This is a genomic window from Ruegeria sp. HKCCA6837, assembly GCF_013034475.1.
In the GTDB taxonomy this organism is placed as follows: domain Bacteria; phylum Pseudomonadota; class Alphaproteobacteria; order Rhodobacterales; family Rhodobacteraceae; genus Ruegeria.
Map to the genome: position 1 here is coordinate 1 of NZ_WQGD01000023.1, position 20,871 is coordinate 20,871.

A 20,871-nucleotide genomic window follows, 5' to 3' on the forward strand; every position below is an offset into this window, starting at 1 on the left:
ATGGTCTGTACGGTGAGATCTTCTACGGGAACATAAACGCAAAACGTGACCTCTCGGGGGACTTTGCGAGAACAGATATTGACGGCGAGAACTTCACAGTCGCGATGGGTTACCCCGTGATCCGGGATGTGGCCCGTTATGGATATCTTCTGCTGGACTATCGCCTTTCAAAAGCGGATTCAGTCAGTGGTGGCGTTCCACTATCCAGTGACGCGAGTGTCGTTGGCCTGACATATCTTTACGGGCAAAACTATCCAAAGGGACAAGCTCTGGAAGCGGGGCTAACCTTATCTTTTGGTGACAATGACGGTCTTGTCAGAAGAACTTTGCTTGAGGCGGGCAGGGTGGTTGCGTAGCTTTTGCCCATGACCAGACCCACGTCTTTCAAATACTTTAAAACCAGCCCAGAGATCATCCGCCTGGCGGTTATGCTGTACATCCGTTTCCCGCTCTCGCTTCGGAATGTCGAAGATCTGTTGCACGAGCGAGGCATCGACGTTAGCCACGAAACTGTCCGATATTGGTGGAACAGGTTTGGTCCAATGTTTGCAGCTGAGATCCGACGGAAGCGTGTTCAGCAACTGCGCGCCTTTTCAAAATGGAAGTGGCATGTGGACGAAGTATTCGTGAAAGTGAACGGCAAACGCTACTACCTCTGGCGTGCCGTCGATCACGAAGGTGAAGTGCTTGAGGCCGTCGTCACGAAGCGTCGAAACAAAGCTGCAGCACTGAAATTCCTAAAGAAATTGATGAAGCGACACGGTTGCGCCGAAGAGATCGTCACAGATCGCTTCGCTTCCTACAAGGCTGCGCTCAGAGAAATGGGCGCGCTTGAAAAACAAAGGAAGGGCAGGTGGCTCAACAACCGCGTCGAGAATTCGCACCTCCCATTTCGACGACGCGAACGCGCGATGCAACGTTTCAGGCGCATGCGAAGTTTACAGAAATTCGCCTCCGTCCATTCCTCTGTCTACAACCACTTCAACCAGGAAAGATCGCTAGCCAGTCGAGACACCTTCAAGCTGACCCGCGCCGCCGCTCTTAGCGAGTGGCGTCAACTTTGTTCCGGATAGGTTCGCGGTTTCCGCGGCAAACTGAGACTGGTTCGAATTCGTCTGACAGCACCTAGAAAAGGTCATTCGCTTAAGTCCAATTAAACGACCGCAATACGCAGTGTGCTATTGGTCGTCTAAGTAAAAAGCAGATGTGAGTGTGCCCTAGTTTCAGCGATAATCTCAATGGCAATTGACGCGGGCGTCGGCCAGTTGGGGTGCATGATTGCTTCAACAATATCCGCGTCAGCTACAAACTGCGCACTATGTTTCGCCGCAAGATAGCGCAAGTGGCGGTTTTCCTTCAGGCACATCATTTGGATAGTCCGGACGCCTCTGTTCTGCGCCATCGCGTACATCAGTTGAAACAAAGCGTCGCCAATCCCAATGCCTTGCCACTCGGCTTCGACAGAGAGTGCAGCCTCTGGCTTTGATGGCCATGAATGAAAGAGGCCGCGCAGTTCGACAAGGCCTCTCAATTGGCCCCAGACAAACGCTCCACAAGCGATACTGTCGTACCGAAGGATATTCTGTGCGTAACTCAAGACACCATTGTCGTCGACGGCTCCACAAAACCGTGCCCGCCGCGTTCGGACATCTAACCGCAGAAAATGATCACAGATGTTATCTTGATCGCCGAAACCGAGACGACGGACGACCAGATCTTGTGAAGTTCTCCTATCGCTCATTTTTCGGGGCTCCTGCTTGGCAGGTTGGTTTGGGCCAGCACTTTCGGGAGGAGTTGAAAATGCTGGCCCGTGCGTTGGCGCTCCCTGTTGGCTTTTTCGCCGCCGCTCATGCTGGCTTACTCTGGGAGGAGCGAGAACCAGCATTTTTCGTGTAAGCTTTTGGACCTGAGGGCTCGCTTACCTATTCGTCAGCCATCAATTTTCCGGCATATTCCGGTATCTCAGATCGCGAAATTCCGATCTGAGAGAGTTGGTAATCGCTCATATTTGAAAGCGCAGAGAGCATCCGGGCCAATTTCAGTGCTTTCAAGGCAGCTTTTGCCGTGGATCTGATCCACGCCAAGAAGCTGATTGATAGGGCAATGGCGTGACCACGATCTGTACCAGCCGTTTGGGTGTTAGCAGCCATATGCAGCCTCCATAGCAAGTCTTTTGATGCTACTGCGCGGAATGCCCAAATCTATTAAGTCACGGTCAGATAGCACCGAGAGTTCATAATAAGTTTCGCGATAAACCCTGCGTTTGGCCTGTGCCTTGCGTATCGTGTCCAGCTTTTGATGAAAGAACGTGCGGCCAGCTTCGAAAACGACATCCAGCGCGCTGTTTGATCGAGTAATTGCCATGATATTGCCTCGTCCATTGCTGCAATGCAGTATTTATGCTGCAATGCAGAGATAAAGGCATTTGGTAGCGCTCACAACTCGCCATTTTGGCAAAGGCCCCATGCCATATTGGAACAGCAAAGGTTATGACATGGACATTTCTGCGCAAATGCTAATCTATGCGACGGTTGTCGAGCAGGGCAGTATTTCTGCGGCTGCAAGATCAATGGGGCAGACCCCATCAGCAGTAAGTAAGCAGATCGGGTTACTTGAAGATCAGGTGCACTACCGCCTTCTGAATCGTACCAGAACGGGTGTCTCTCCAACGCGGGAAGGCCAAGATTTCTATGAAAAATGCAAAGAGATGGCTGACAAATTCAATGAAGCCAAAGCGATGATCCACAGCTTTGACGGTGTCCCACGCGGAGAACTCAGGATCGCATCCACTGTTGCATTCGGTAAGTCCCAACTGATTCCTGCCCTCCCAGAGTTCATGAAAGAGAACCCAGAGGTAGAAATGTCTTTAAATCTGACCGACCGAGAAATTGATCTTCGGAGCGAAGGGTTCGACGCGGCGATCTGCTTTGCGGAACAACGGAAGAATCCAGATATGGTCATTAGGCGCGTTATGCAGAGTCGAAGGGTGCTATGTGCCTCACCTGAATACCTTGAGCGTTGTGGAACGCCGTCGAATTTTGCCGAACTGGCTGAGCACAATTGCCTGAGAGTTGCTGGGAGAAGCCAACGGAACGCTTGGAACAGCATCGAACCGAACGCAGGCGAAAAGTTTGAAGCAACGGGCAGCTTTGAGGGGAACAGCACCGATGTCGTCTTTAGAGCCGCTCTGGCTGGTATCGGCATCGCACGGCTGCCCTGCTATATGGCAAACAGGAAATTTCTCTCTGGCGAACTTGTCCATGTCATGCCGGAGTATGCACCTCCCAGCACGGATATTGTCGTAATGTTTGCCGAACGGAGGAATCTGGCACCAAAAACGCGCGCGTTTGTGGATTATCTCGCGCGGCGGTTTCGGGATGCCGAAGAGAACCAAAGGAACGGCTAACTACGCATAGAAACGGTCGTAGTTGTCCAAAATATTCCGGTCCCGTCCGCTGTGAGTGGTTAAAATTCCGGCCGACATTGGAAGAGAACTGAAGGGGTACCTCCATCGAAAACCTGGCATTGATCAAAAAACACTACATAGGTCATTTCGGTCACCTAGCTGCCTTCTCCGAACGCGTTATCAATGGCTGATATCAGCGGCATAAAAGTGATAGTGCGTTTAACCCGCAGATGAGCTGAACACTTAACGATGAATCGCTTCATCTAAAACCGCTTCGACAATATCCGTCCATGGTTTCGAAACCATAAAAACATCCAATAGTAGGGATTGCGGGCCAAGACCTTGTCGCAGAATCTCTAACTGCGAAGTTCAAGTTACTGTAGCTTCTAAGGTCTTGGCCAAGATGGGCCGAGGATTTCAACGAAAAGATATCAACGCATGACTGGCTTGGTAGCTTGTACCAATTACTTCAGATAGGTGTTGAACCAATCAATTGTGCGGTCCCAGGCTAGGTTTGCCATTTCCTCATCATAGCGTGGCGTACTGTCGTTATGAAAACCGTGGTTGGCGTTTTTGTATATATATGCCTCGTATACTTTGTCGTTGGCCTGCAGAGCAGCCTCAAAATCCGGCCAACCTGCGTTGATGCGCTCATCAAGCTCTCCCATCTGAATTAGTAACGGCGCTTGAATTTTGGCTACATCCTCAGCTGCTGGCTGGCGACCATAGAACGGCACGCCTGCGGCCAGTTCCGGGTAGGCCACGGCAATTGCACTGACTACACCGCCGCCATAGCAGAAACCCACTGCGCCGACCTTTCCGGTGCTGTCATCTCGGTTCAACAGGTATTCAAACCCATTGAAGAAATCGTTCATCAACTCGACACGGTCCACTGTCTTTTGCAACTCGCGCCCATCGGCGTCGTTGCCCGGGTAGCCGCCAACCGATGTCAGGCCGTCGGGGGCCAACGCCATAAATCCGGCTTTTGCCAACCTGCGCGCCACATCCTCGATGTAAGGATTCAAACCGCGGTTTTCGTGGATCACCAGCACCCCAGGTAGGGGCTCTTCAACGCCAGCGGGCCGGACAAGATACCCTCGGACATCACCGGTTCCATTGGGTGACGGATAGGTAATGTAGTCTGCGTGGATATCGGGATCGTTGAATGACACTTGCTGAGCCATCGCATAATTCGGGCTGAGCATGTTCAGCAACGCAACCGCTGTCACGCCGCCGACCGCGAACTTTCCGGCGCGATCCAGGAATTGGCGCTTGGTGATCTTGCCGTGCGCGTAAAAGTCGTACAGGTCCAGAAGTTCCTGGTCGAAGTCTTTTGCCGTCATGCGGGTCATTATGGATCTCCTAATGAGTTTGGCAGTCTGAAGGGGAGGGTAGTATCCGATCTGAAAGTCTTTATTTGATTGAGCGTCTGGATGGGCTTACTAAGATTCTGCCGGCGACAGTTCCATGTCCGCGTACCGTTCGCGCAGCACGTTCTTTTGAACTTTTCCCATAGTGTTTCGCGGCAATTCCGAGACGAATTCGTAGCGGCGCGGATGTTTGAAGCGCGACAGCTTGTCCCTGATGGTCTCAGCAATCTGATCCGCTTCAAGTTTTACGCTTGGCTCAATAACCAGAGCGGCGATGATTGCTTCGCCAAAATCGTTGTCGGGGACGCCGAAAACCGCCGATTCCAGAACACCGTCGATGTCGTTCAGTATCTCTTCAATTTCTTTGGGATACACGTTGTAACCCCCGGTAATGATCAAGTCTTTCGACCGCCCCACAATCGATAGATAGCTGTCCTCGCTGAATTGGCCCAAGTCCCCGGTGATGAAGAACCCGTTCTCTCGTAACTCTTCGGCGGTTTTCTCGGGCATCTGCCAATAGCCTTTGAACACGTTGGGGCCGCGGACTTCGATCATTCCAACTTCGCCCGGGGGAAGTGGTTCTCCGGTTTTCGTATGTGTCACGATCACCTCGATGCCGGGCAGTGCCATGCCAACAGTTCCCGCGCGACGTTCGCCACTATAGGGGTTAGAGGTGTTCATGTTTGTCTCGGTCATGCCATAGCGCTCAAGTATTCGGTGGCCGGTGCGCGTTTCGAATGCCTGATGGGTTTCGGCAAGCAGGGGGGCAGAGCCCGAGACGAACAGGCGCATGTTCCCTGTGATCTCTTTTGTGAACCGGTCGTCTGCCAACAGTCTGGTATAGAAAGTGGGAACCCCCATCAAATGGGTTGACTTGGGCAATTCATCCAGGATGGCGCCGAGGTCGAACTTTTGCATAAGGCGAACTCTGGCACCGGCGAGTAGTGACGTATTCATCGCCACGAAAAGCCCGTGCGTGTGAAAGATCGGCAGCGCGTGAACCAAGCGATCGTCGTTTGTGATACCCCACAGACCAACAAGAGCTTGGGCGTTGGACAATAGGTTTTGATGGCTCAGCATTGCGCCTTTGGAACGGCCTGTGGTGCCTGATGTGTAGAGCAACGCGGCAAGATCGTCCGGAGCGCGATCCACGGTTTCGAATACGCAGGGCTGCGCGTCGGCCTCGCTGCTCAGGCTAGGGTAAACGCCGCCGAGTGTCCGCAGCTTCGCCCCAGACCGAGCCGCCAATTTTCCGACTTCAATTTCGTCTCTGCTATCGCAAACGATCATCGAAGGTTGGGCATCAGAGATGAAATAGTCCAACTCTGCCAATGTGTAGGCAGTGTTAAGCGGCAGATAGACTGCACCTGCCTGTACCGAAGCGGCGTAGAGTGCAATCGTATCGGCCAACTTGGGCGCTTGCACAACGATGCGATCGCCTGGTGAAACGCCGTTGTTTTGCAAAACATGCGCGACCTGCGCGGTGCGCTTCAAAAACGCGTCATAGGACACAACCTGATCATCGTCGAGTTGCAGGAACGGAGCCTCGTTGCCCTCATGCCGGGCAAACAGGCTGTCGTATAGAGTGTTGGTCACGCGGTATTTTCCCTTGGCTTGGTCGCAAGCGCAGCGGTTGAGGCCGCGCGAACAGAACGCGAGGCTTCGATCGTCGAATGTGTCGCGAACTCTTCGTGATGACGTTCTGTTTTGTTTAAATCGTACAGGTAGTTCACCATCGCACCGCCGGATTGTGATCGTCCGTTCGGTGACAAATCGGCTTCGGCGTGCAACTCGTGCAACTCGGCACCGTTTCCGAGGTGAAAGCGGGCCACGGGATCCAACGGCATCCCATCCTCGCGCTTGGCGAACAACAGGTACCGGGCGGCCATTGCGCGCAAATCTTGCGGCGAGGTTGTTGCCGCAAGTACGGCCTCGGCGACGTGGCCGTGCTCAGGATTGTCTGTTTCGCCTTCTAGCCAACGGTTCAGTCCCGGTATCGGCGACAAGGTCACAAATGTATCAAGCCCCTCAAGTTCTCGCGACAGCTCAGTTACAACCTGTTTGATCAACAGATTGCCAAAGCTGATACCGGTTAAACCTTTCTGGCAATTCGAGATAGAGTAGAACGCCGCGACTTTCGCTTGTTCGGGTTCGATCGGTTCCCGATCTTCAGACAAAAGCGCATCGATTGCGTCTGGAACTTCAGCCGTCAGAGCAACTTCGACAAAAATCAGCGGCTCATCTGGCATCGAAGGATGGAAGAATGCAAAGCAACGACGATCCGGCGGGTAGAGCCTGCGTCGCAGATCATCCAGATCGTTGATTTGATGGACCGCTTCGTAGGCAACGATCTTGTCCAAAACGCGGGCAGGGGTATCCCAGCTGATTTGTTTGAGGACAAGAAAGCCCCGATTGAACCAACTTCTCAGCAAATGAACGAAATCAATATCTGTTCGTTTGAGCTCGGGGTTGGATTTAAGAAAGCGCAATAGGTCAACGCGCATTGCTACGAGTTCTTGTGTCGCGCCGGATGGTTGGTTCAATCGGCGCAACAACTCTTGCCGTTTGGGTTCCGCGAATTCGCTAAGCTTCTGATATAAATTGACACTTCTGTCGTTGGCATAGAGGCTAGCCACTTCGGCAAGCTGATCCGCGTCCAGCTCAAGCTGGTCATTCAAATAGGCAAAAAACTCCAATTTCTCGGGGTCTTCTAAGGTCTGGAACCGATCAAGAATTGTGGAGGCGAGGGTGAAGCCCGATACTTCGCCTTCGGCGGACAACAAGGCCTCACAAAGCTCTGCAATGGATCGATAGTCATCGTTGCCGCGCTTTTTGCCGGGACGATCGAACAGCTGATTCAGCAGATCGCCCAGAAACCAGTTCCGCTGCATTTCAGGACTCCATCTGACTGCTCAGGTACTCACCCGTTCGGCGGTAGTGGTTGAGCAAGTGCCGGGTCGCGCTGTCTGCATCGTGGTCGAGTGCGGCATCCAGGATTTGCTGGTGTTCGGCAGCGATATCGCGCTTTTTGTAACTGGGCCCTCCCGCCGCCAGATAACGATAGCGAATGTTGAGGTCATAAAGCTGCGAGCAATACCGTAGCAGCAACGGCAGTTTTGCATTTTCCAACAAGGCCATATGAAACACTTTGTGGGCGTCTTCGAAGTCTGGTGCACTTTTTTGACTGGCCTTTTTCATATGGTGATGCCGCAAAACAAGCCTGTCCTCCCAAGCTCCATCTGCATTAGCGATGGAAGCGCGCAGCGCTGTTTCCTCGAGGTTGCATCGGAGCAACAGTATTTCCTCGAAGTTGGATTTGCTGACTGGCGCCGCCCTGAAGCCACGCTGGTCAATTCGTTCCACCAGCATATCCGAGGTCAAAAGGCTTAGGGCTTCGCGAACTGGGCTTGCGCCAGTGTCCAGTAGCCCGCGGAGCTGCTCGATCTTGAGCTTTTGACCGGGTGGCAGCTCGCCAGTCAGAATCATTTCGCGCAGCCTTCGATACGCACCATGAGTGGCGGAAGTCTCTTTGCCCTCGGTATCAAGCATGGCGTCCATATCTGGCTTTCCCTTCTTCGTGGCGCAATCTTCTGGGGCTCTTAGCTGAGAGCGCTCATTCCAGTCGATAGTCCGATCGAGATGTTCAATGAGCCTTCGTTTATCATCCATCGCCGAAGTACAAAGCTGCGCGCCCCGCTTTTGTGCATCGGGTCATCCTCTGCCAGCTTTCGGGCGGCTTCGAGACTGTCGGCGCGGTAGATGATCAGGCCCATTCCCTGCATATGCTCACCGGTTTCATCCGACATTGGTCCGGCAAAAGCCAGCTGACCCGAACGTTCAAGCTGCGCCTGATATGCCAGGTGATCAGGAAGTGATGCCTTCACGTCTTCGGGCGCTTTGGCAGGCGTGCTGTGTGCAACGTAAAGCTCCAAAGCAAGTGCGCCGCGGCTCTGTGCTTCTGATTTGTAGTCTGCCCAGGCAACCATCTGCGCCCTCCAATAAAATCGATATTAATTGACACATGGCAAAATAATCGGCAAAAATCAAGCAAACTGATATGGATGATGAAAATGAAATACCTAGTGGGAGAGACTTTGGAAGGTACCGCGGTGTTTGCCGTGAACGGCGAAAAAGCAGTAAATTTAACGGCTTTGGACTCTGGTGTCGGCACAGATCTGATGGGATTGATTGCCGATCCTGGTTTGAGCGACTCACTGGCCGATAAAATCTCAGCAGCGGTGCCTGTGCCAGTCTCGACTATCACGCCGGCATTGCCGGTGGCCGCCCCCGGCACCATTGTTTGCATGGGATTGAACTATACCGACCATATCAAAGAAGGTGGATACGACGTTCCCGAGTACCCCACGCTGTTCATGCGCGGAAAGAACTCAATCATGGCGGCAGGCAAACCCATGGTGCGACCGGCGGCTTCCGAGCATTTCGATTATGAAGCGGAATTGATGCTGATCGTTGGGAAACGCGGTCGCCATATCTCGGAAGAAAAGGCGCTGGATCATGTGTTTGGTTATACCGTTTTCAACGATGGATCGGTGCGGGACTATCAACGCAAAACGGTTCAGTGGACGCCGGGTAAGAACTTTGACGACACGGGCGCAATTGGCCCCTTCACCGTGACTCAGGATGAGTTGCCCGAAGGCGCTTCGGGCCTCAAGATCGAAAGCCGCGTGGGGGACGAAATCCTGCAAAGTTCGAACACCGCCAACATGATCTGGGGTGTCCGCCAGGTGATCGCGACAATTTCGGAATTCATGACCCTGGAACCGGGAGATCTGGTTGCATTGGGAACACCGCCGGGCGTGGGCCACGCCAAAAAACCCGACCCTCGCTGGTTGAAGCCGGGAGAAACCGTTGAGGTCGAGATCGAAGGTATCGGCGTCTGTTCCAGCCCGATCGTGGACGAAAAAGACAATAGGTCAAAGGTGGCGGCAGAATGAGCGCACCGACCGGGGCAGAGCTGGAGGCACTTCGCGCCAAGGCGCAGCAAGATCATCGCGAACTGCGCGCGCGCATTCCTCGTCTGTCGGATGACGCAATCGCCTTGATTCTGCGCGAGTCCCGGTCGCACTATGCGTGGACAAACAAGCCGGTTTCCGACGCGTTGCTTGAAGAGATTTACGACATCACGATCAACGGCGCGACCAGTATGAATACACTGCCTGCGCGGTTCATTTTCGTGAAAAGTGCCGAGGGCAAAGTGCGGCTTGCCAAGTCTTTGAAGCCAAAGAACGTGCCAAAGATGATGGGCGCGCCAGTCACGGCCATAATTGCCTACGACATGGACTTCTGGAAGGAACTGCCCTTCCTTTTCCCACACGAAGATCGTCGGCCGTTGTTCGAAAACAATCCCGATTACGTGGCTGATACGGCGTTTCGCAATGGTACGCTTCAGGGCGCCTACTTCATGATCGCGGCACGGGCCGTTGGGTTGGACGTTGGTGCCATGTCAGGCTTTTCGAACAAGATTGTCGACGAGGAGTTCTTTGCAGGAACCACCCTCAAATCGAACTTTCTGTGCAATCTAGGTTACGCCGATGAAACGGGTTTGTTTCACAAACTGCCGCGATTTCCGTTCGACAAGGTTTGTTCTTATGCATGAGGAAATGACGCAAGTGGGCGGCCAATCGGCCAAGTACTTTGCCGTCGCAATGCTGCGCAAATCGGTTGGTGTGGAAAGGACTGACTGCCGGGGTTCAAGGCGAACAAATAAAGGGCAACAAGATCAAACTTTCTGGGAGGAGAGATAATGAAAAACTGGACCAAGTGCAGTCTGCTGGGTGTTGCCGTGGCAGGCACTATGGCACTGTCAGTCGCAGCGGAAGAGACCATTTCAGCTGTCGTAATTGATGGTTACCCAGACCGGGCCTTGTGGGTGAAAGAATTCACAAACTTCTTTATTCCTGAAGTGGATAAGCGGTTGGCCGAGTCCGGCAATTACAAGATGAACTGGCAGGAGAACTATGGCGGTTCTATTGTAAAACCCAAAGGTGTTCTGGAAGGCGTACAGTTGGGTTTGGGCGACATTGGTATCGTCACAACCATCTTCCATTCGTCCAAGCTGCCCAGCCAGGGGATCTCGGGCTCGACACCATTCGTCGCGTCGGATGCTCGCGCAGTGGCCAAGGCGGTCGACGAGATCGCGCGAGAATATCCGGCGATGCAGAATGAGTTCGCTGCGCAAAATCAAGTCTATCTGGCGACAGGCGTTGTGCTCGACACCTATCAGATGTTTTGCTCAGAGCCGGTCGAGAAAGTTGCAGACCTTGAAGGACGCAAGATCGCGGGTGCTGGTCTGAACCTGCGCTATCTCGAGGGTATCAAGGACGCGGCGGGCGTACGCGGAGGCCTCACTGATTTCTACAACATGGTTCAAACCGGCCTTGTCGATTGCGTAATGATTTGGCCGGAAGCTTCCAAGACGTTCAAAATCGTCGAAGTGGCCCCTTACATGTTGAAGGCAGACCTTGGTGCGGTGAATACAAAAACAGTCACCGTCAATGCCGACTACTGGGCGAGTCTGCCCGATGAGGTCAAAGAAGTACTACAGGCCGTGGCTATCGACTACCGTGACCACGTGGCAGGTATTGCAATGGATCGAGCCGCTGCGTCGCGAGATGCATTTGTAGAAGCTGGCGGATCGATCATTGAAATCTCGGACGAAGACCGCGCTGCGTGGGCAAATGCGATGCCCAATGTTGCGCAGGAATGGGCTGCAACGCTGAATGAGAACGGCGAGCAGGGCACAGATATGCTGGCCGCTTATCTCGGCAAGCTTCAGGATGCTGGTTTCACTGGTGTGCGGGACTGGACGGCCGAATAATCGTTCGGCGACCCGAGAAAGGGGCCAGACATGCTGAAGACCGCAGTTGCCGTCCTGTCGCGGGTCGCCAATTCGCTTGCTATCGCCGCCAACGCATTGGGTACGCTTGTCGTCCTAGCGTTGGTGGTCATTCTGAATGTTGACGTCATTGCGCGGGGCCTGTTTTCGGCCCCACTGCGCGGAACCTACGAGATGGTGCAATTCTCGGTCGTGATGATCGTGTTCCTGCAGCTGGCCGACGTTGTCAGAGTGGATCGATTGACGCGCTCAGATGGGTTTCTGAACCTGCTACACCATCGTCGCCCCGGTCTGACAGCCAACCTGAGGCGCATCATCAACGCTATTTCGGCAATCTTCATGGCCTTGATCGCCTATGTAACCTTCCCAGAATTTCTTCACATGTGGGAAACACAGGACTACTTCGGAGTGCCCGGTCTTTTTACATTGCCTTGGTGGCCGGTCAAATTGGTCATCGCGTGCGGGACTGCGCTTGCCTGCGTGATCTTCCTGCTCAAGGTCGTCACGGCGCAGGACCGCCCGCAACTGGTCCGCACCCCCGAGCATGACGAGGCCGCAGAATGACTCCGATCGAGATTGGCCTGATCTCGGTCGTTGCAATCGTTTTCCTGATTTACGCAGGCGTCTACATTCCGATTGCGCTGGGCGTCGTGTCCTTCGTGTCGATCTGGCTGATGCGGGACAACTTCACACTTGCGCTGAACTTGCTGAAAGTGGCGGTCGGCGACAGCGCGATGGAGTACAGTTTCGCGACCATTCCGCTGTTCACCTTTATGGGTCTCATTGTCTCGAAGGCCGGGTTGGGTAAGGACATTTACGAAGTCATGACCATGCGATTTCGCAAGGTCAAAGGCGGCATCGGCATGGCAACCGTCGGAGCCAACGCCGTCTTTGCAGCCGTAACCGGGTCGTCAATAGCCTCTGCATCCGTGTTCACCAAAGTCTCGGTTCCTCAGATGATGGCGCAGGCTTACAACCCGCGCTTTGCTGTCGGGGTGGTCGCTGGGTCTTCGGTCTTGGGTATGATCATCCCGCCTTCGGCCATGCTGATCATCTATTCCTTTGTCGCCGAACAATCCGTGGGCGATATGTTCCTGGCAGGCGTCATTCCGGGGATCATGCTGGCCATTGCCTACGTCGCCGCGATCTGGGTTATGGGCCGTTTTACACCAGCTTTTGTCGGCGGTCGGGTCGTGGAAGACACCGAATGGATGTCCGGCCGCGAGGTCGCGTCTAAAACTCTGCCGACACTGTTCATTATCACAGTCGTGCTCGGCGGGATTTACACGGGGTGGCTAACCGCTGTCGAGGCGGGTGCCGCTGGGGCACTGGTTGCGCTCGTGATCGCAGTCGTACGCAAGTCTATGACACCAAGAGCGTTCTGGGACGCGTTGCTGGAAACCGGTCATATTACAGCGGCGATCTTGTTCCTGATTACGGCGGCTTCGATCTATAGTCGCATGCTGGGGCTGGCCGGGCTGCCCAATCAGTTGCAGGATTTGCTCGCGGGAAATTCCGCGTCCTTTTGGTCGATCATGCTGCTCTACGTTCTCTTGATGCTTTTTCTGGGAACTTTGCTCGATACAGCGTCCATCATTCTGATCGTCGTCCCGCTGTTCCTGCCCATGGCCGAAGCCCTGGACATGTCGTTGATCTGGTTTGGCATTATCACTGTGGTCGGCGCCGAAATCGGGCTTTTGACCCCGCCTTTGGGCATATCTTGCTTCGTCATCAAATCGACGATCAACGATGACCGAATATCGCTCAAGGATGTGTTCATGGGCGCGCTGCCCTTTGCGTTTGTTATGCTGATCGTCCTGTTCATTCTGATCGAATTCCCGATCCTCAGCCTTGCCCTGATTTAAGGAGACCCAGATGCGCTCTGTCACCAAAGACAATATCACCGACGTGTTCATGGGATACCTGTCCAAGGACACCGATCCGCGGATGCGCGAAATCATGGGGTCACTTGTCAAACACCTGCATGACTTCGCCCGAGAAACCAACCTGACGCATGACGAATGGCGAGCTGGGATCGCGTTTCTCGAGGGCTGTGCCGCTGTGGAAACCGAGGACCGGCACGAGTTTGTGCTTGCCTCGGACGTCCTGGGCCTGTCTTCTTTGGTGGATATGCTGCATTCCAGCCCGGATGCGACCAGCTCTTCCGTTTTGGGCCCGTTTCACGTCTCTGGCGCGCCTGCTTTGCCTATCGGTGGCGACATGAAACGCGACTACGGCGGGCCGGTGCTGCTTGCAGAGGGCGTCATACGCGATGCCGAAGGCAATCCGATTGCCGGGGCCGAGCTTGATATCTGGCAAACGGCCCCGAATGGCCTTTATGCCAGTCAGGATGAAGAACAGGATACGTATTCTTTCCATGGTCTGATGACCACTGGTGAAGATGGTCGGTACGCGTTCACCACCGTGAAACCAGTCGAGTATACCGTGCCGTCAGATGGGCCTGTCGGGGATATTCTGCGGGCATGTGGCCGTCATCCATGGCGACCGTCGCACCTGCATTACATCGTCAAGGCGCCCGGCCACCGATCTTTGGTGACCGAGATTTTTCCCGACGACGATCCCTATCTGGATCAGGATACGGTGTTTGGCGTTCGGGACGACCTGGTGATGACCTATGTGGAACGACCAGCTTCGGAATTTCCCGAAGGAATGGAGCTTTCTGGAAAGATTACCGAACCCTTCTTACACGTGACTTTCGACGTGAGGCTTGCAAAATCCTGATAGTTGTTGAGGATGTTTGAGGTGCTGAGACATACCTTCATCATAGGTGCCGCGCTGTTCTGCGGCGCGGCGACCGCTGACGAGCGACCAATCTTCGATGCGCATATTCATTACAGCCATGATGCCGTAAAGCTGGTTCCACCAGAGCAAGTGGCCAAAATCCTTCAAGACGCAGGCGTGAGGAAAGCACTGGTTTCCAGCTCGGACGACAATGGAACTCAACTGTTATTGGCGGCAGCCCCGGACATCGTTGTTCCGGCACTTCGCCCTTATCGTCGCCGAGGTGAAATCAACACCTGGATGCACGATGAAACTGTCATCGATTATCTGGAAGCAAATCTGGCCAAGAACGAATACGAAGCCATCGGAGAGTTTCACGCATATGGCGACGATATAAAAACGCCAGTTATCCAACATATGATCGCGCTGGCGAAAGAAAGGAACCTGATTCTGCACCACCACGGTGATCGCGACGCGGTTGACCTGATCTTCGAAACCTGGCCGGAGGCTCGGGTATTGTGGGCACATTCTGGCTTTGACGATCCGGGAAAGGTTGTCGACGCTTTAAATGCGTATCCCCGGCTTTGGGCCGATCTGGCGTTCCGTTCCGACATGGTCTCGCGGGGCCGTGTCGATCCGGATTGGCAAGCTGCGTTCGAAGCGCATCCTGATCGGTTTATGGTCGGTACCGATACATTTGCGCCGGAGCGCTGGTATTACGTCGGCCCGCATGCAGATTTTTCGCGCGAATGGCTGGATCTGCTGCCGGATCGGATTGCAGACAACATCGCGTATGCCAACGCAGAACGTTTGCTGGCATCAGAATGATCCGCTGGGTTGTCTGGCTTATTGCTTCCCCTGGCGCAGCAATTGCTTGTGACGCTGTGGGGCAACGCATGGGTTCGCAAGCCCCAAATGCACCTGAAGTTTATGTGGATGTCGGTGAAATTCCGTTGGCCCAACCGTTTTCAATTCAGATTTCAGTCTGCTCTGAAGCCACGGTTCAAGAGGTGCGTGTTGATGCATTCATGCCCGCGCACCAGCACGGATTGAACTACGCTCCCGAAGTTTCGGCACTGGGTGACGGACTGTTCCGGGTCGATGGTTTGCTGTTTCACATGCCGGGTCTGTGGGAGTTGCAGACCGACGTTGAGTTCCGTGGGCGATCGGTGTCCTACACGTCAGAGATTTCGCTAAAATGAAGCTCTGGGCCGCAGCCGTGCTAGTGTCGCTTCCGGTCGCGGTGCACTCAGACGTTCTGTTGTCCGAAGATGAAATACAGCAAACGCTTTCCTTCGGGCCGTGGCCACCAACATACCAGCCAGACCCCAGCAATCGAGTTTCAGGTGACTCCAGAGCGATTGCGCTCGGCGCGGCCTTGTTCAACGATCCCGTGCTGTCGATTGATGGTGCATTTGCCTGTGCAAGTTGTCACGACCCCGAGCAGGCACTCACCAACTCCGAGGCACGAACATTCGGTCGCGTGATTTTGGATCGGAATACGCCATCACTGCGAAATCTGGCAGGTCTGCGATGGTACGGGTGGGGCGGAAAGAGCGATAATCTGTGGGCTGCCAGCTTGCATCCGATCATTGAAGAACAAGAGATGGCGCACAGCAAAGAAAGCCTAATGAGAGCCATTTCCGAGAATACGTACATTGAAGATTTTGAGGTCATTTTTGGCGATGTTCAAAGCCAAGACACAGAGCAGGTCTTGGTAAACATTGCCAAAGCCCTATCAGCTTATCTGGAAACGCTGGTAACCGAGCGGACACAATTTGACGATTTTCGCGACGCGTTGGAGCGCAGCGATCTGGCAGAGGCTGCGAACTACCCCGAAGCTGCCCAGCGAGGGCTTCAGCTCTTCTTGGGGCGCGGGAATTGCGCGTTCTGCCATAATGGCCCGAGATTTTCCAACAACGAATTCCACGACGCGGGCGTGCCATATTTTCTGAGTGAAACCGAAGTCGACGATGGCCGGTTCGGAGGGCTGAACTTCTTGCTCTCCAGCCCTTACACATTGGACGGAGACTGGACTGACGATCCGGAAAAGAAAGGCGCGTGGGCGGTCCGAAATGTACGAAGGAGCCATTCCGATTTTGGAACCTTTCGTACGCCCAGCCTTCGAGGTGTGGCCGAAACCGCCCCCTACATGCATGACGGCAGCCTGGATGATCTGGACGCCGTGGTCCGACACTATAACGAAATTGATATAGAAAGGCTTCACGCCGATGGCGAAGCCATACTCTCTGAACTGAATTTATCCGAGCAGGAGATTGCAGACCTGGTTGAGTTTTTGGAGACGCTGTCCGGCGTTACGCGGCCTTGAGATACTCCAATGCAGCCTGAGTACCGCCTGTAGTGTGCGGCACGCCACTTTTGGCGAGTCCCATTTCTACGCCTGAGAGTGTGCCCATCAACATCAGGTCGTTGAAATCGCCCAAGTGACCTATTCGGAATACCTTGTCGGCTACTTTGGATAGACCATTTCCGAGTGAGATATCATAGTGCTCCAGCGCAGTCGCACGAAAGGCATCAGCAGAATGTCCCTCAGGCACTTTGACAGCGGTCAGTACGCCTGACTCCTGACCTTGGCGGGCACACAATACCTCAAGCCCCCATGCTTGCACGGCAGCTCGAGTCGCGGCTCCGTGGCGGGCATGACGAGCGAATACGTTCTCCAGCCCCTCCTCGTGCAACATATCGATGGCCTCATTCAATCCATAGATAAGATTGGTGCCAGGGGTATAAGGGAAGAACCCTTTCTGGTTCGGCTCGACCATATCCTGCCAATTCCAATAGCTGCGTGGCATGGTCACGGATTTTGAATGTTCCAGAGCACGATCGCTCACAGCGTTGAAGCTGAGACCCGGCGGTAGCATCATCCCTTTTTGCGAACCGGAGACACAGACATCTACGCCCCATTCGTCGAACCTAAGATCGATCGATGCAAGGCCAGAGATTGAATCAACCAAAAGAAGGGCAGGGTGTTTCGCCGTGTCTATTGCCCTGCGCACTTCCTCAATAGGCGAGACTGACCCGGTAGAAGTTTCATTGTGGACGACGCATACCGCCTTGATCTCGTGCTGACTGTCCGCGCGCAAGCGGTCTTCTATCTGATTGGGGTCCGCACCGCCACGCCAATCCCCTTCAATCAACTCTGGCTGTAACCCTATTTTTTCAGCCAAGTTGCACCACATGAATGCGAAATGTCCTGTTTCGTACATGAGAACATTTCCGCCCGGCGACACTGTGTTCACAAGCGCAGCTTCCCACGCGCCTGTACCGGATGAAGGGTAGATAAAGACGTTTTGTTCTGTCTTAAAAATTGTTTTCATCCCAGCGAGGGCTTTGTGGCCTACTTCTGCAAAATCTGGCCCCCGGTGATCGATGGTCTGCATGCTTATGGCCTTCAGGATGCGTTCCGGCACGGCACTTGGCCCTGGGATTTGCAAAAAATGTCTGCCCGCCTGGCGCATCTGAATTGATCCTTACGCTGGCGCCGAAACAGTGGCGCAATTACCTATTGGCAAAAGTTAATTATGAATTCATTATTCAGTCAACGGTGAAGTGAAGCTTCTAATTGGCTAGTTGGGAAGGGAAGGCGAACCCGATGCTTGAGAATGGATCGTTGCATCGCCGACTGATGTCTGACGTCCAAGGCGAGGTGATGGCTGACCCGGCATCACGCGCACGATACTCGACTGACGCTTCGATCTATCAGATGATGCCGGACGCCGTGGTCATTCCCCGAAACAAAGAGGACGTGCAGGCCGTGATGTCTGTAGCGCGCGACGAAGGATGCTCCGTTCTTCCGCGCGGCGGCGGCACATCGCAATGTGGGCAAACGGTCAATCAAAGCGTTGTCTTAGACAACACCAAGCACTTGAATCGTGTTCTTGACGTGGACGTTGAGAACCGTGTCGCGCGTGTTCAGCCCGGCGTTGTTCTGGATCAGTTGAACCAGTCACTAAAGCAATATGGCTTATGGTTTCCCGTAGACCCCTCGACCGCGTCGCGTTGCACGCTTGGAGGAATGGCCGCCAACAACTCTTCTGGTGGAAAATCCCTGCGCTACGGGATCATGCGCGATAACGTCCGCGCAATAAGTGCAATCCTCAGCGATGGTATGGAAGCACGGTTCAGCGCCGATACGACGGCATCTGGCGATTATGCCGATCTTGTTGGGGACATGCGTGCTCTGGGGCGTCGCGAGGCTGCGGAAATTGACGCCCGGTTTCCCAATCTCCAGCGTCGTGTGGGCGGGTATAACATCGATGCGCTTGTCGGCAACGACGTCAACATGTCTCATTTGCTGGTGGGGTCAGAAGGCACTCTGGCCTATTTCGCTGAATTGGAACTGAACCTTGCTCACTTGCCGGGCGAGAAAGTTGTCGGCGTGTGTCATTTCCCGACGTTCCGTGCTGCGATGGAGGCAACACAGCACCTCGTGACGCTCAAGCCGCAGGCGGTAGAATTGATCGACGACACCATGATTGCGTTGGGGAGAGATATCCCATTGTTCCGCAGTACGATTGAGGCGTTTGTAGAAGGCAGCCCTGAAGCGTTGTTGTTAGTGGAATTTGCTGAGGGTAGCGCTGACGCCAATGCTGCAAAGCTGGTCGAGCTATCGCAACTGATGGGAGATCTTGGGTTTGATTTCAGTGGGACTGAAAACCGCTGGGGCGGGGTTGTATCAGTTACTGATACCAAACTGCAAAACTCGATCGCCGAATACCGAAAATCCGGGTTGAACGTTATGATGTCGATGAAGGAGGCCGGCAAGCCGATCTCTTTTGTGGAAGATTGCGCCGTCCCGTTGCCTGATCTCGCCGATTATACCGCTGGCCTGACCGAAATTTTTACCCGGCACGGCACAAAAGGGACATGGTACGCGCATGCCTCAGTCGGGTGTCTCCATGTTCGTCCTGTCCTGAACATGCGGCAGGACAAAGACGTCCGGACAATGAGGGCGATTGCCGAAGAGACCTTTGATCTAGTCAAGAGATACAAAGGGTCTCATTCAGGCGAACACGGTGATGGGATCGTACGATCAGAGTTTCATGAAAAGATGTTCGGCCCTCGTATCGTTTCCGCGTTTGAACAGGTTAAGGCCCGGTTTGACCCTGCCGGGCTAATGAACCCCGGCAAAATCGTGCACGCGCCTGCCATGGATGATCGCCGCCTATTCCGCTACAGCCCGGACTACTCAGTTCCTGAATTCGAAACGGCGTTGGACTGGTCCGCTTGGCCGGGTGCCGGAGGAGGATTTCAGGGTGCCGTCGAGATGTGCAACAACAACGGTGCGTGTCGCAAGCTCAAGGGCGGAGTAATGTGTCCTTCCTTCCGTGCGACGAGAAACGAGCGTGACGCCACACGCGGGCGGGCAAACACGTTGCGTTTTGCCATCAGCGGGCAGTTGCCTGGTGGTTTAACTTCAGACGCAATGCAGGACACGATGGAATACTGCGTGTCTTGCAAGGCTTGTGCGCGTGAATGCCCGACTGGCGTCGATATGGCCCGCATGAAGATCGAAGTACTTTCAGCAAAGCGCAAAAAAGACGGGCTGACATTGGCTGATAAATTAATAGCTTATCTGCCGAGATATGCGCCAAAAGCTGCAAAAATCGCGTGGTTATTGAATGCTCGAAACAAAATTGGGCCCTTGCGTACGCTGTTGGAGAAACCAACTGGAATTTCGGCGCGACGTGACCTGCCAGTGTGGTCCTCCGACCCATTCCGGGATGTCGAGGCCCAAGACACAGATCCGCAGGTGCTTCTGTTTGCCGATGTGTTCAACCGATATTTCGAGCCAGACAATCTGCGCGCCGCTGTCCGGGTTCTGCGTGCGCTAGGGCTTCGGGTTGCCATAGCAAGAGATGACCAAACAGGAAGGCCGCTGGATTGCGGGCGCACTCTTTTGGCTGAGGGTTGCGTGGAAGAGGCGCGTCACGAGGCACAGCGTGTGATTGACGCGACGCGAGAAGCAGCTGCACAGGGCATACCGGTAGTCGGTCTCGAACCTTCTTCTATCCTCACATTCCGGGACGAGTATTTGACTCTTTGTCCGGGGCGGGATGCGGAGTTGCTATCCAAAGCCTCTCATACCTTTGAGGAGTTTCTGGCCAAACAGCCGGATCTGCCTCTCAAATCGGTAGATCGCCCCATTTATGTGCATGGTCATTGCCACCAGAAAGCACACGATGCCGTTACACCGATGCTCAACTTACTTAAGCGTATTCCCGCATCACAGGTTCACATGATCGAAAGCAGTTGTTGTGGTATGGCCGGGGCGTTTGGATACGCGCCCGGCACTATTGATGTCTCGATCAAGATGGCGGAACTCGACCTGTTTCCAGCTTTGGAGGCGGCGCCTGCGGATGCAATTGTTGTGGCGGATGGAACATCATGCCGCCACCAAATCGCCGAAGGTACGCAGCGCCAAGCGATGCACGTCGCGCGCCTGCTGGATATGGTCCTTGAATATTAGGATGTGG

22 protein-coding genes are annotated in these 20,871 nt (G+C 54.1%); 13 read left to right on the forward strand and 9 right to left on the reverse strand.

The genetic code is table 11. The features are described 5' to 3' along the window. Both GOV91_RS20500 and GOV91_RS20505 read left to right on the forward strand, forming a co-directional pair. On the forward strand, positions 1-356 hold a 356-nt coding region (locus GOV91_RS20500), incomplete at its 5' end, for a hypothetical protein (RefSeq protein ID WP_171236825.1). 9 nt (positions 357-365) lie between these two features. Further along, positions 366-1,073: an IS6 family transposase gene (locus GOV91_RS20505; RefSeq protein WP_171236826.1), complete on the forward strand. Its 708-nt coding sequence runs from the start codon at positions 366-368 to the stop codon at positions 1,071-1,073. A gap of 116 nt (positions 1,074-1,189) precedes the next feature. Here the strand turns inward: GOV91_RS20505 and GOV91_RS20510 are convergent, their stop codons facing one another. The 3 genes from GOV91_RS20510 to GOV91_RS20520 form a co-directional block, all read right to left on the reverse strand. Next, positions 1,190-1,741 (reverse strand): GNAT family N-acetyltransferase, encoded by a 552-nt coding sequence (locus GOV91_RS20510; protein ID WP_170712001.1) that lies wholly within the window; start codon positions 1,739-1,741, stop codon positions 1,190-1,192. Positions 1,742-1,922: 181 nt separating this feature from the next. Then, entirely contained in the window at positions 1,923-2,150 is a 228-nt protein-coding gene (locus tag GOV91_RS20515) for a DUF1127 domain-containing protein (RefSeq protein ID WP_170611126.1), read from the reverse strand. Then, complete coding sequence (locus tag GOV91_RS20520; protein WP_170620196.1) at positions 2,140-2,364, reverse strand: DUF1127 domain-containing protein; 225 nt, start codon at positions 2,362-2,364, stop codon at positions 2,140-2,142. The genes GOV91_RS20515 and GOV91_RS20520 overlap by 11 nt, the downstream gene beginning before the upstream one ends. A 130-nt stretch (positions 2,365-2,494) precedes the next feature. Here GOV91_RS20520 and GOV91_RS20525 point away from each other — a divergent pair, with 130 nt between their 5' ends. Beyond that, on the forward strand, positions 2,495-3,406 hold the full coding sequence (locus GOV91_RS20525; protein WP_170620296.1) for a LysR family transcriptional regulator: 912 nt from the start codon (positions 2,495-2,497) through the stop codon (positions 3,404-3,406). Between the two features lie 464 nt (positions 3,407-3,870). On the opposite strand, the gene yghX is transcribed toward GOV91_RS20525, so the two are convergent. The 5 genes from yghX to GOV91_RS20550 all read right to left on the reverse strand — a co-directional run bounded on the left by yghX (position 3,871) and on the right by GOV91_RS20550 (position 8,762). Next, positions 3,871-4,758, reverse strand: coding sequence for a YghX family hydrolase (gene yghX / locus GOV91_RS20530; protein WP_170494854.1), 888 nt, complete (start codon positions 4,756-4,758; stop codon positions 3,871-3,873). Positions 4,759-4,848: 90 nt separating this feature from the next. Further along, entirely contained in the window at positions 4,849-6,372 is a 1,524-nt protein-coding gene (locus tag GOV91_RS20535) for a malonyl-CoA synthase (RefSeq protein WP_171236827.1), read from the reverse strand. Continuing rightward, positions 6,369-7,667, reverse strand: coding sequence for a malonyl-CoA decarboxylase (locus tag GOV91_RS20540; protein WP_170494848.1), 1,299 nt, complete (start codon positions 7,665-7,667; stop codon positions 6,369-6,371). Before GOV91_RS20540 ends, GOV91_RS20535 begins: the two co-directional genes overlap by 4 nt. 1 nt (position 7,668) lies before the next feature. Further along, positions 7,669-8,445: a GntR family transcriptional regulator gene (locus tag GOV91_RS20545; RefSeq protein ID WP_254440740.1), complete on the reverse strand. Its 777-nt coding sequence runs from the start codon at positions 8,443-8,445 to the stop codon at positions 7,669-7,671. Then, a complete protein-coding gene (locus GOV91_RS20550) occupies positions 8,376-8,762 on the reverse strand; it encodes a YciI family protein (protein ID WP_170494841.1) in 387 nt (128 codons plus the stop codon). The genes GOV91_RS20545 and GOV91_RS20550 overlap by 70 nt, the downstream gene beginning before the upstream one ends. Positions 8,763-8,846: 84 nt before the next feature. Between GOV91_RS20550 and GOV91_RS20555 the strand changes: the two genes are divergently transcribed. The 9 genes from GOV91_RS20555 to GOV91_RS20595 all read left to right on the forward strand — a co-directional run bounded on the left by GOV91_RS20555 (position 8,847) and on the right by GOV91_RS20595 (position 16,703). After that, entirely contained in the window at positions 8,847-9,731 is an 885-nt protein-coding gene (locus GOV91_RS20555; RefSeq protein WP_170494838.1) for a fumarylacetoacetate hydrolase family protein, read from the forward strand. Next, positions 9,728-10,393, forward strand: coding sequence for a malonic semialdehyde reductase (locus GOV91_RS20560; RefSeq protein WP_170494835.1), 666 nt, complete (start codon positions 9,728-9,730; stop codon positions 10,391-10,393). The genes GOV91_RS20555 and GOV91_RS20560 overlap by 4 nt, the downstream gene beginning before the upstream one ends. A 147-nt stretch (positions 10,394-10,540) precedes the next feature. Beyond that, positions 10,541-11,614: a C4-dicarboxylate TRAP transporter substrate-binding protein gene (locus GOV91_RS20565; RefSeq protein ID WP_170494833.1), complete on the forward strand. Its 1,074-nt coding sequence runs from the start codon at positions 10,541-10,543 to the stop codon at positions 11,612-11,614. Positions 11,615-11,644: 30 nt separating this feature from the next. Continuing rightward, the gene (locus GOV91_RS20570) at positions 11,645-12,196 is read left to right on the forward strand and encodes a TRAP transporter small permease subunit (protein WP_170494830.1); all 552 of its coding nucleotides are present in this window, start codon (positions 11,645-11,647) and stop codon (positions 12,194-12,196) included. Further along, the gene (locus GOV91_RS20575; RefSeq protein WP_170494826.1) at positions 12,193-13,497 is read left to right on the forward strand and encodes a TRAP transporter large permease; all 1,305 of its coding nucleotides are present in this window, start codon (positions 12,193-12,195) and stop codon (positions 13,495-13,497) included. The genes GOV91_RS20570 and GOV91_RS20575 overlap by 4 nt, the downstream gene beginning before the upstream one ends. A 10-nt stretch (positions 13,498-13,507) precedes the next feature. Further along, the gene (locus tag GOV91_RS20580; protein WP_170494822.1) at positions 13,508-14,374 is read left to right on the forward strand and encodes a dioxygenase; all 867 of its coding nucleotides are present in this window, start codon (positions 13,508-13,510) and stop codon (positions 14,372-14,374) included. Positions 14,375-14,386: 12 nt separating this feature from the next. Further along, positions 14,387-15,202 carry an amidohydrolase gene (locus GOV91_RS20585; protein ID WP_174836841.1) on the forward strand — a complete coding sequence of 272 codons (816 nt, stop codon included), beginning with the start codon at positions 14,387-14,389 and terminating at the stop codon, positions 15,200-15,202. A 68-nt stretch (positions 15,203-15,270) separates the two neighbouring features. Then, complete coding sequence (locus GOV91_RS20590) at positions 15,271-15,576, forward strand: hypothetical protein (protein ID WP_170711984.1); 306 nt, start codon at positions 15,271-15,273, stop codon at positions 15,574-15,576. After that, the gene (locus GOV91_RS20595) at positions 15,573-16,703 is read left to right on the forward strand and encodes a cytochrome-c peroxidase (RefSeq protein ID WP_170782365.1); all 1,131 of its coding nucleotides are present in this window, start codon (positions 15,573-15,575) and stop codon (positions 16,701-16,703) included. The genes GOV91_RS20590 and GOV91_RS20595 overlap by 4 nt, the downstream gene beginning before the upstream one ends. Here the strand turns inward: GOV91_RS20595 and GOV91_RS20600 are convergent. Further along, the gene (locus GOV91_RS20600; protein WP_170494810.1) at positions 16,690-17,853 is read right to left on the reverse strand and encodes an alanine--glyoxylate aminotransferase family protein; all 1,164 of its coding nucleotides are present in this window, start codon (positions 17,851-17,853) and stop codon (positions 16,690-16,692) included. The genes GOV91_RS20595 and GOV91_RS20600 overlap by 14 nt on opposite strands. Positions 17,854-17,987: 134 nt before the next feature. Here GOV91_RS20600 and GOV91_RS20605 point away from each other — a divergent pair, with 134 nt between their 5' ends. After that, the gene (locus GOV91_RS20605) at positions 17,988-20,864 is read left to right on the forward strand and encodes an FAD-binding and (Fe-S)-binding domain-containing protein (protein WP_171236828.1); all 2,877 of its coding nucleotides are present in this window, start codon (positions 17,988-17,990) and stop codon (positions 20,862-20,864) included. The last annotated feature ends 7 nt before the right edge of the window (positions 20,865-20,871 follow it).

Bases quoted from the DNA above. Each gene is read 5' to 3' on its own strand.
- GOV91_RS20505 (WP_171236826.1), top strand. From the start codon at position 366: ATGACCAGACCCACGTCTTTCAAATACTTTAAAACCAGCCCAGAGATC.
- GOV91_RS20510 (WP_170712001.1), bottom strand. From the start codon at position 1,741: ATGAGCGATAGGAGAACTTCACAAGATCTGGTCGTCCGTCGTCTCGGT.
- GOV91_RS20515 (WP_170611126.1), bottom strand. From the start codon at position 2,150: ATGGCTGCTAACACCCAAACGGCTGGTACAGATCGTGGTCACGCCATT.
- GOV91_RS20520 (WP_170620196.1), bottom strand. From the start codon at position 2,364: ATGGCAATTACTCGATCAAACAGCGCGCTGGATGTCGTTTTCGAAGCT.
- GOV91_RS20525 (WP_170620296.1), top strand. From the start codon at position 2,495: ATGGACATTTCTGCGCAAATGCTAATCTATGCGACGGTTGTCGAGCAG.
- yghX (WP_170494854.1), bottom strand. From the start codon at position 4,758: ATGACCCGCATGACGGCAAAAGACTTCGACCAGGAACTTCTGGACCTG.
- GOV91_RS20540 (WP_170494848.1), bottom strand. From the start codon at position 7,667: ATGCAGCGGAACTGGTTTCTGGGCGATCTGCTGAATCAGCTGTTCGAT.
- GOV91_RS20545 (WP_254440740.1), bottom strand. From the start codon at position 8,445: ATGGATGATAAACGAAGGCTCATTGAACATCTCGATCGGACTATCGAC.
- GOV91_RS20550 (WP_170494841.1), bottom strand. From the start codon at position 8,762: ATGGTTGCCTGGGCAGACTACAAATCAGAAGCACAGAGCCGCGGCGCA.
- GOV91_RS20555 (WP_170494838.1), top strand. From the start codon at position 8,847: ATGAAATACCTAGTGGGAGAGACTTTGGAAGGTACCGCGGTGTTTGCC.
- GOV91_RS20560 (WP_170494835.1), top strand. From the start codon at position 9,728: ATGAGCGCACCGACCGGGGCAGAGCTGGAGGCACTTCGCGCCAAGGCG.
- GOV91_RS20565 (WP_170494833.1), top strand. From the start codon at position 10,541: ATGAAAAACTGGACCAAGTGCAGTCTGCTGGGTGTTGCCGTGGCAGGC.
- GOV91_RS20570 (WP_170494830.1), top strand. From the start codon at position 11,645: ATGCTGAAGACCGCAGTTGCCGTCCTGTCGCGGGTCGCCAATTCGCTT.
- GOV91_RS20575 (WP_170494826.1), top strand. From the start codon at position 12,193: ATGACTCCGATCGAGATTGGCCTGATCTCGGTCGTTGCAATCGTTTTC.
- GOV91_RS20580 (WP_170494822.1), top strand. From the start codon at position 13,508: ATGCGCTCTGTCACCAAAGACAATATCACCGACGTGTTCATGGGATAC.
- GOV91_RS20585 (WP_174836841.1), top strand. From the start codon at position 14,387: ATGTTTGAGGTGCTGAGACATACCTTCATCATAGGTGCCGCGCTGTTC.
- GOV91_RS20590 (WP_170711984.1), top strand. From the start codon at position 15,271: ATGGGTTCGCAAGCCCCAAATGCACCTGAAGTTTATGTGGATGTCGGT.
- GOV91_RS20595 (WP_170782365.1), top strand. From the start codon at position 15,573: ATGAAGCTCTGGGCCGCAGCCGTGCTAGTGTCGCTTCCGGTCGCGGTG.
- GOV91_RS20600 (WP_170494810.1), bottom strand. From the start codon at position 17,853: ATGCGCCAGGCGGGCAGACATTTTTTGCAAATCCCAGGGCCAAGTGCC.
- GOV91_RS20605 (WP_171236828.1), top strand. From the start codon at position 17,988: ATGCTTGAGAATGGATCGTTGCATCGCCGACTGATGTCTGACGTCCAA.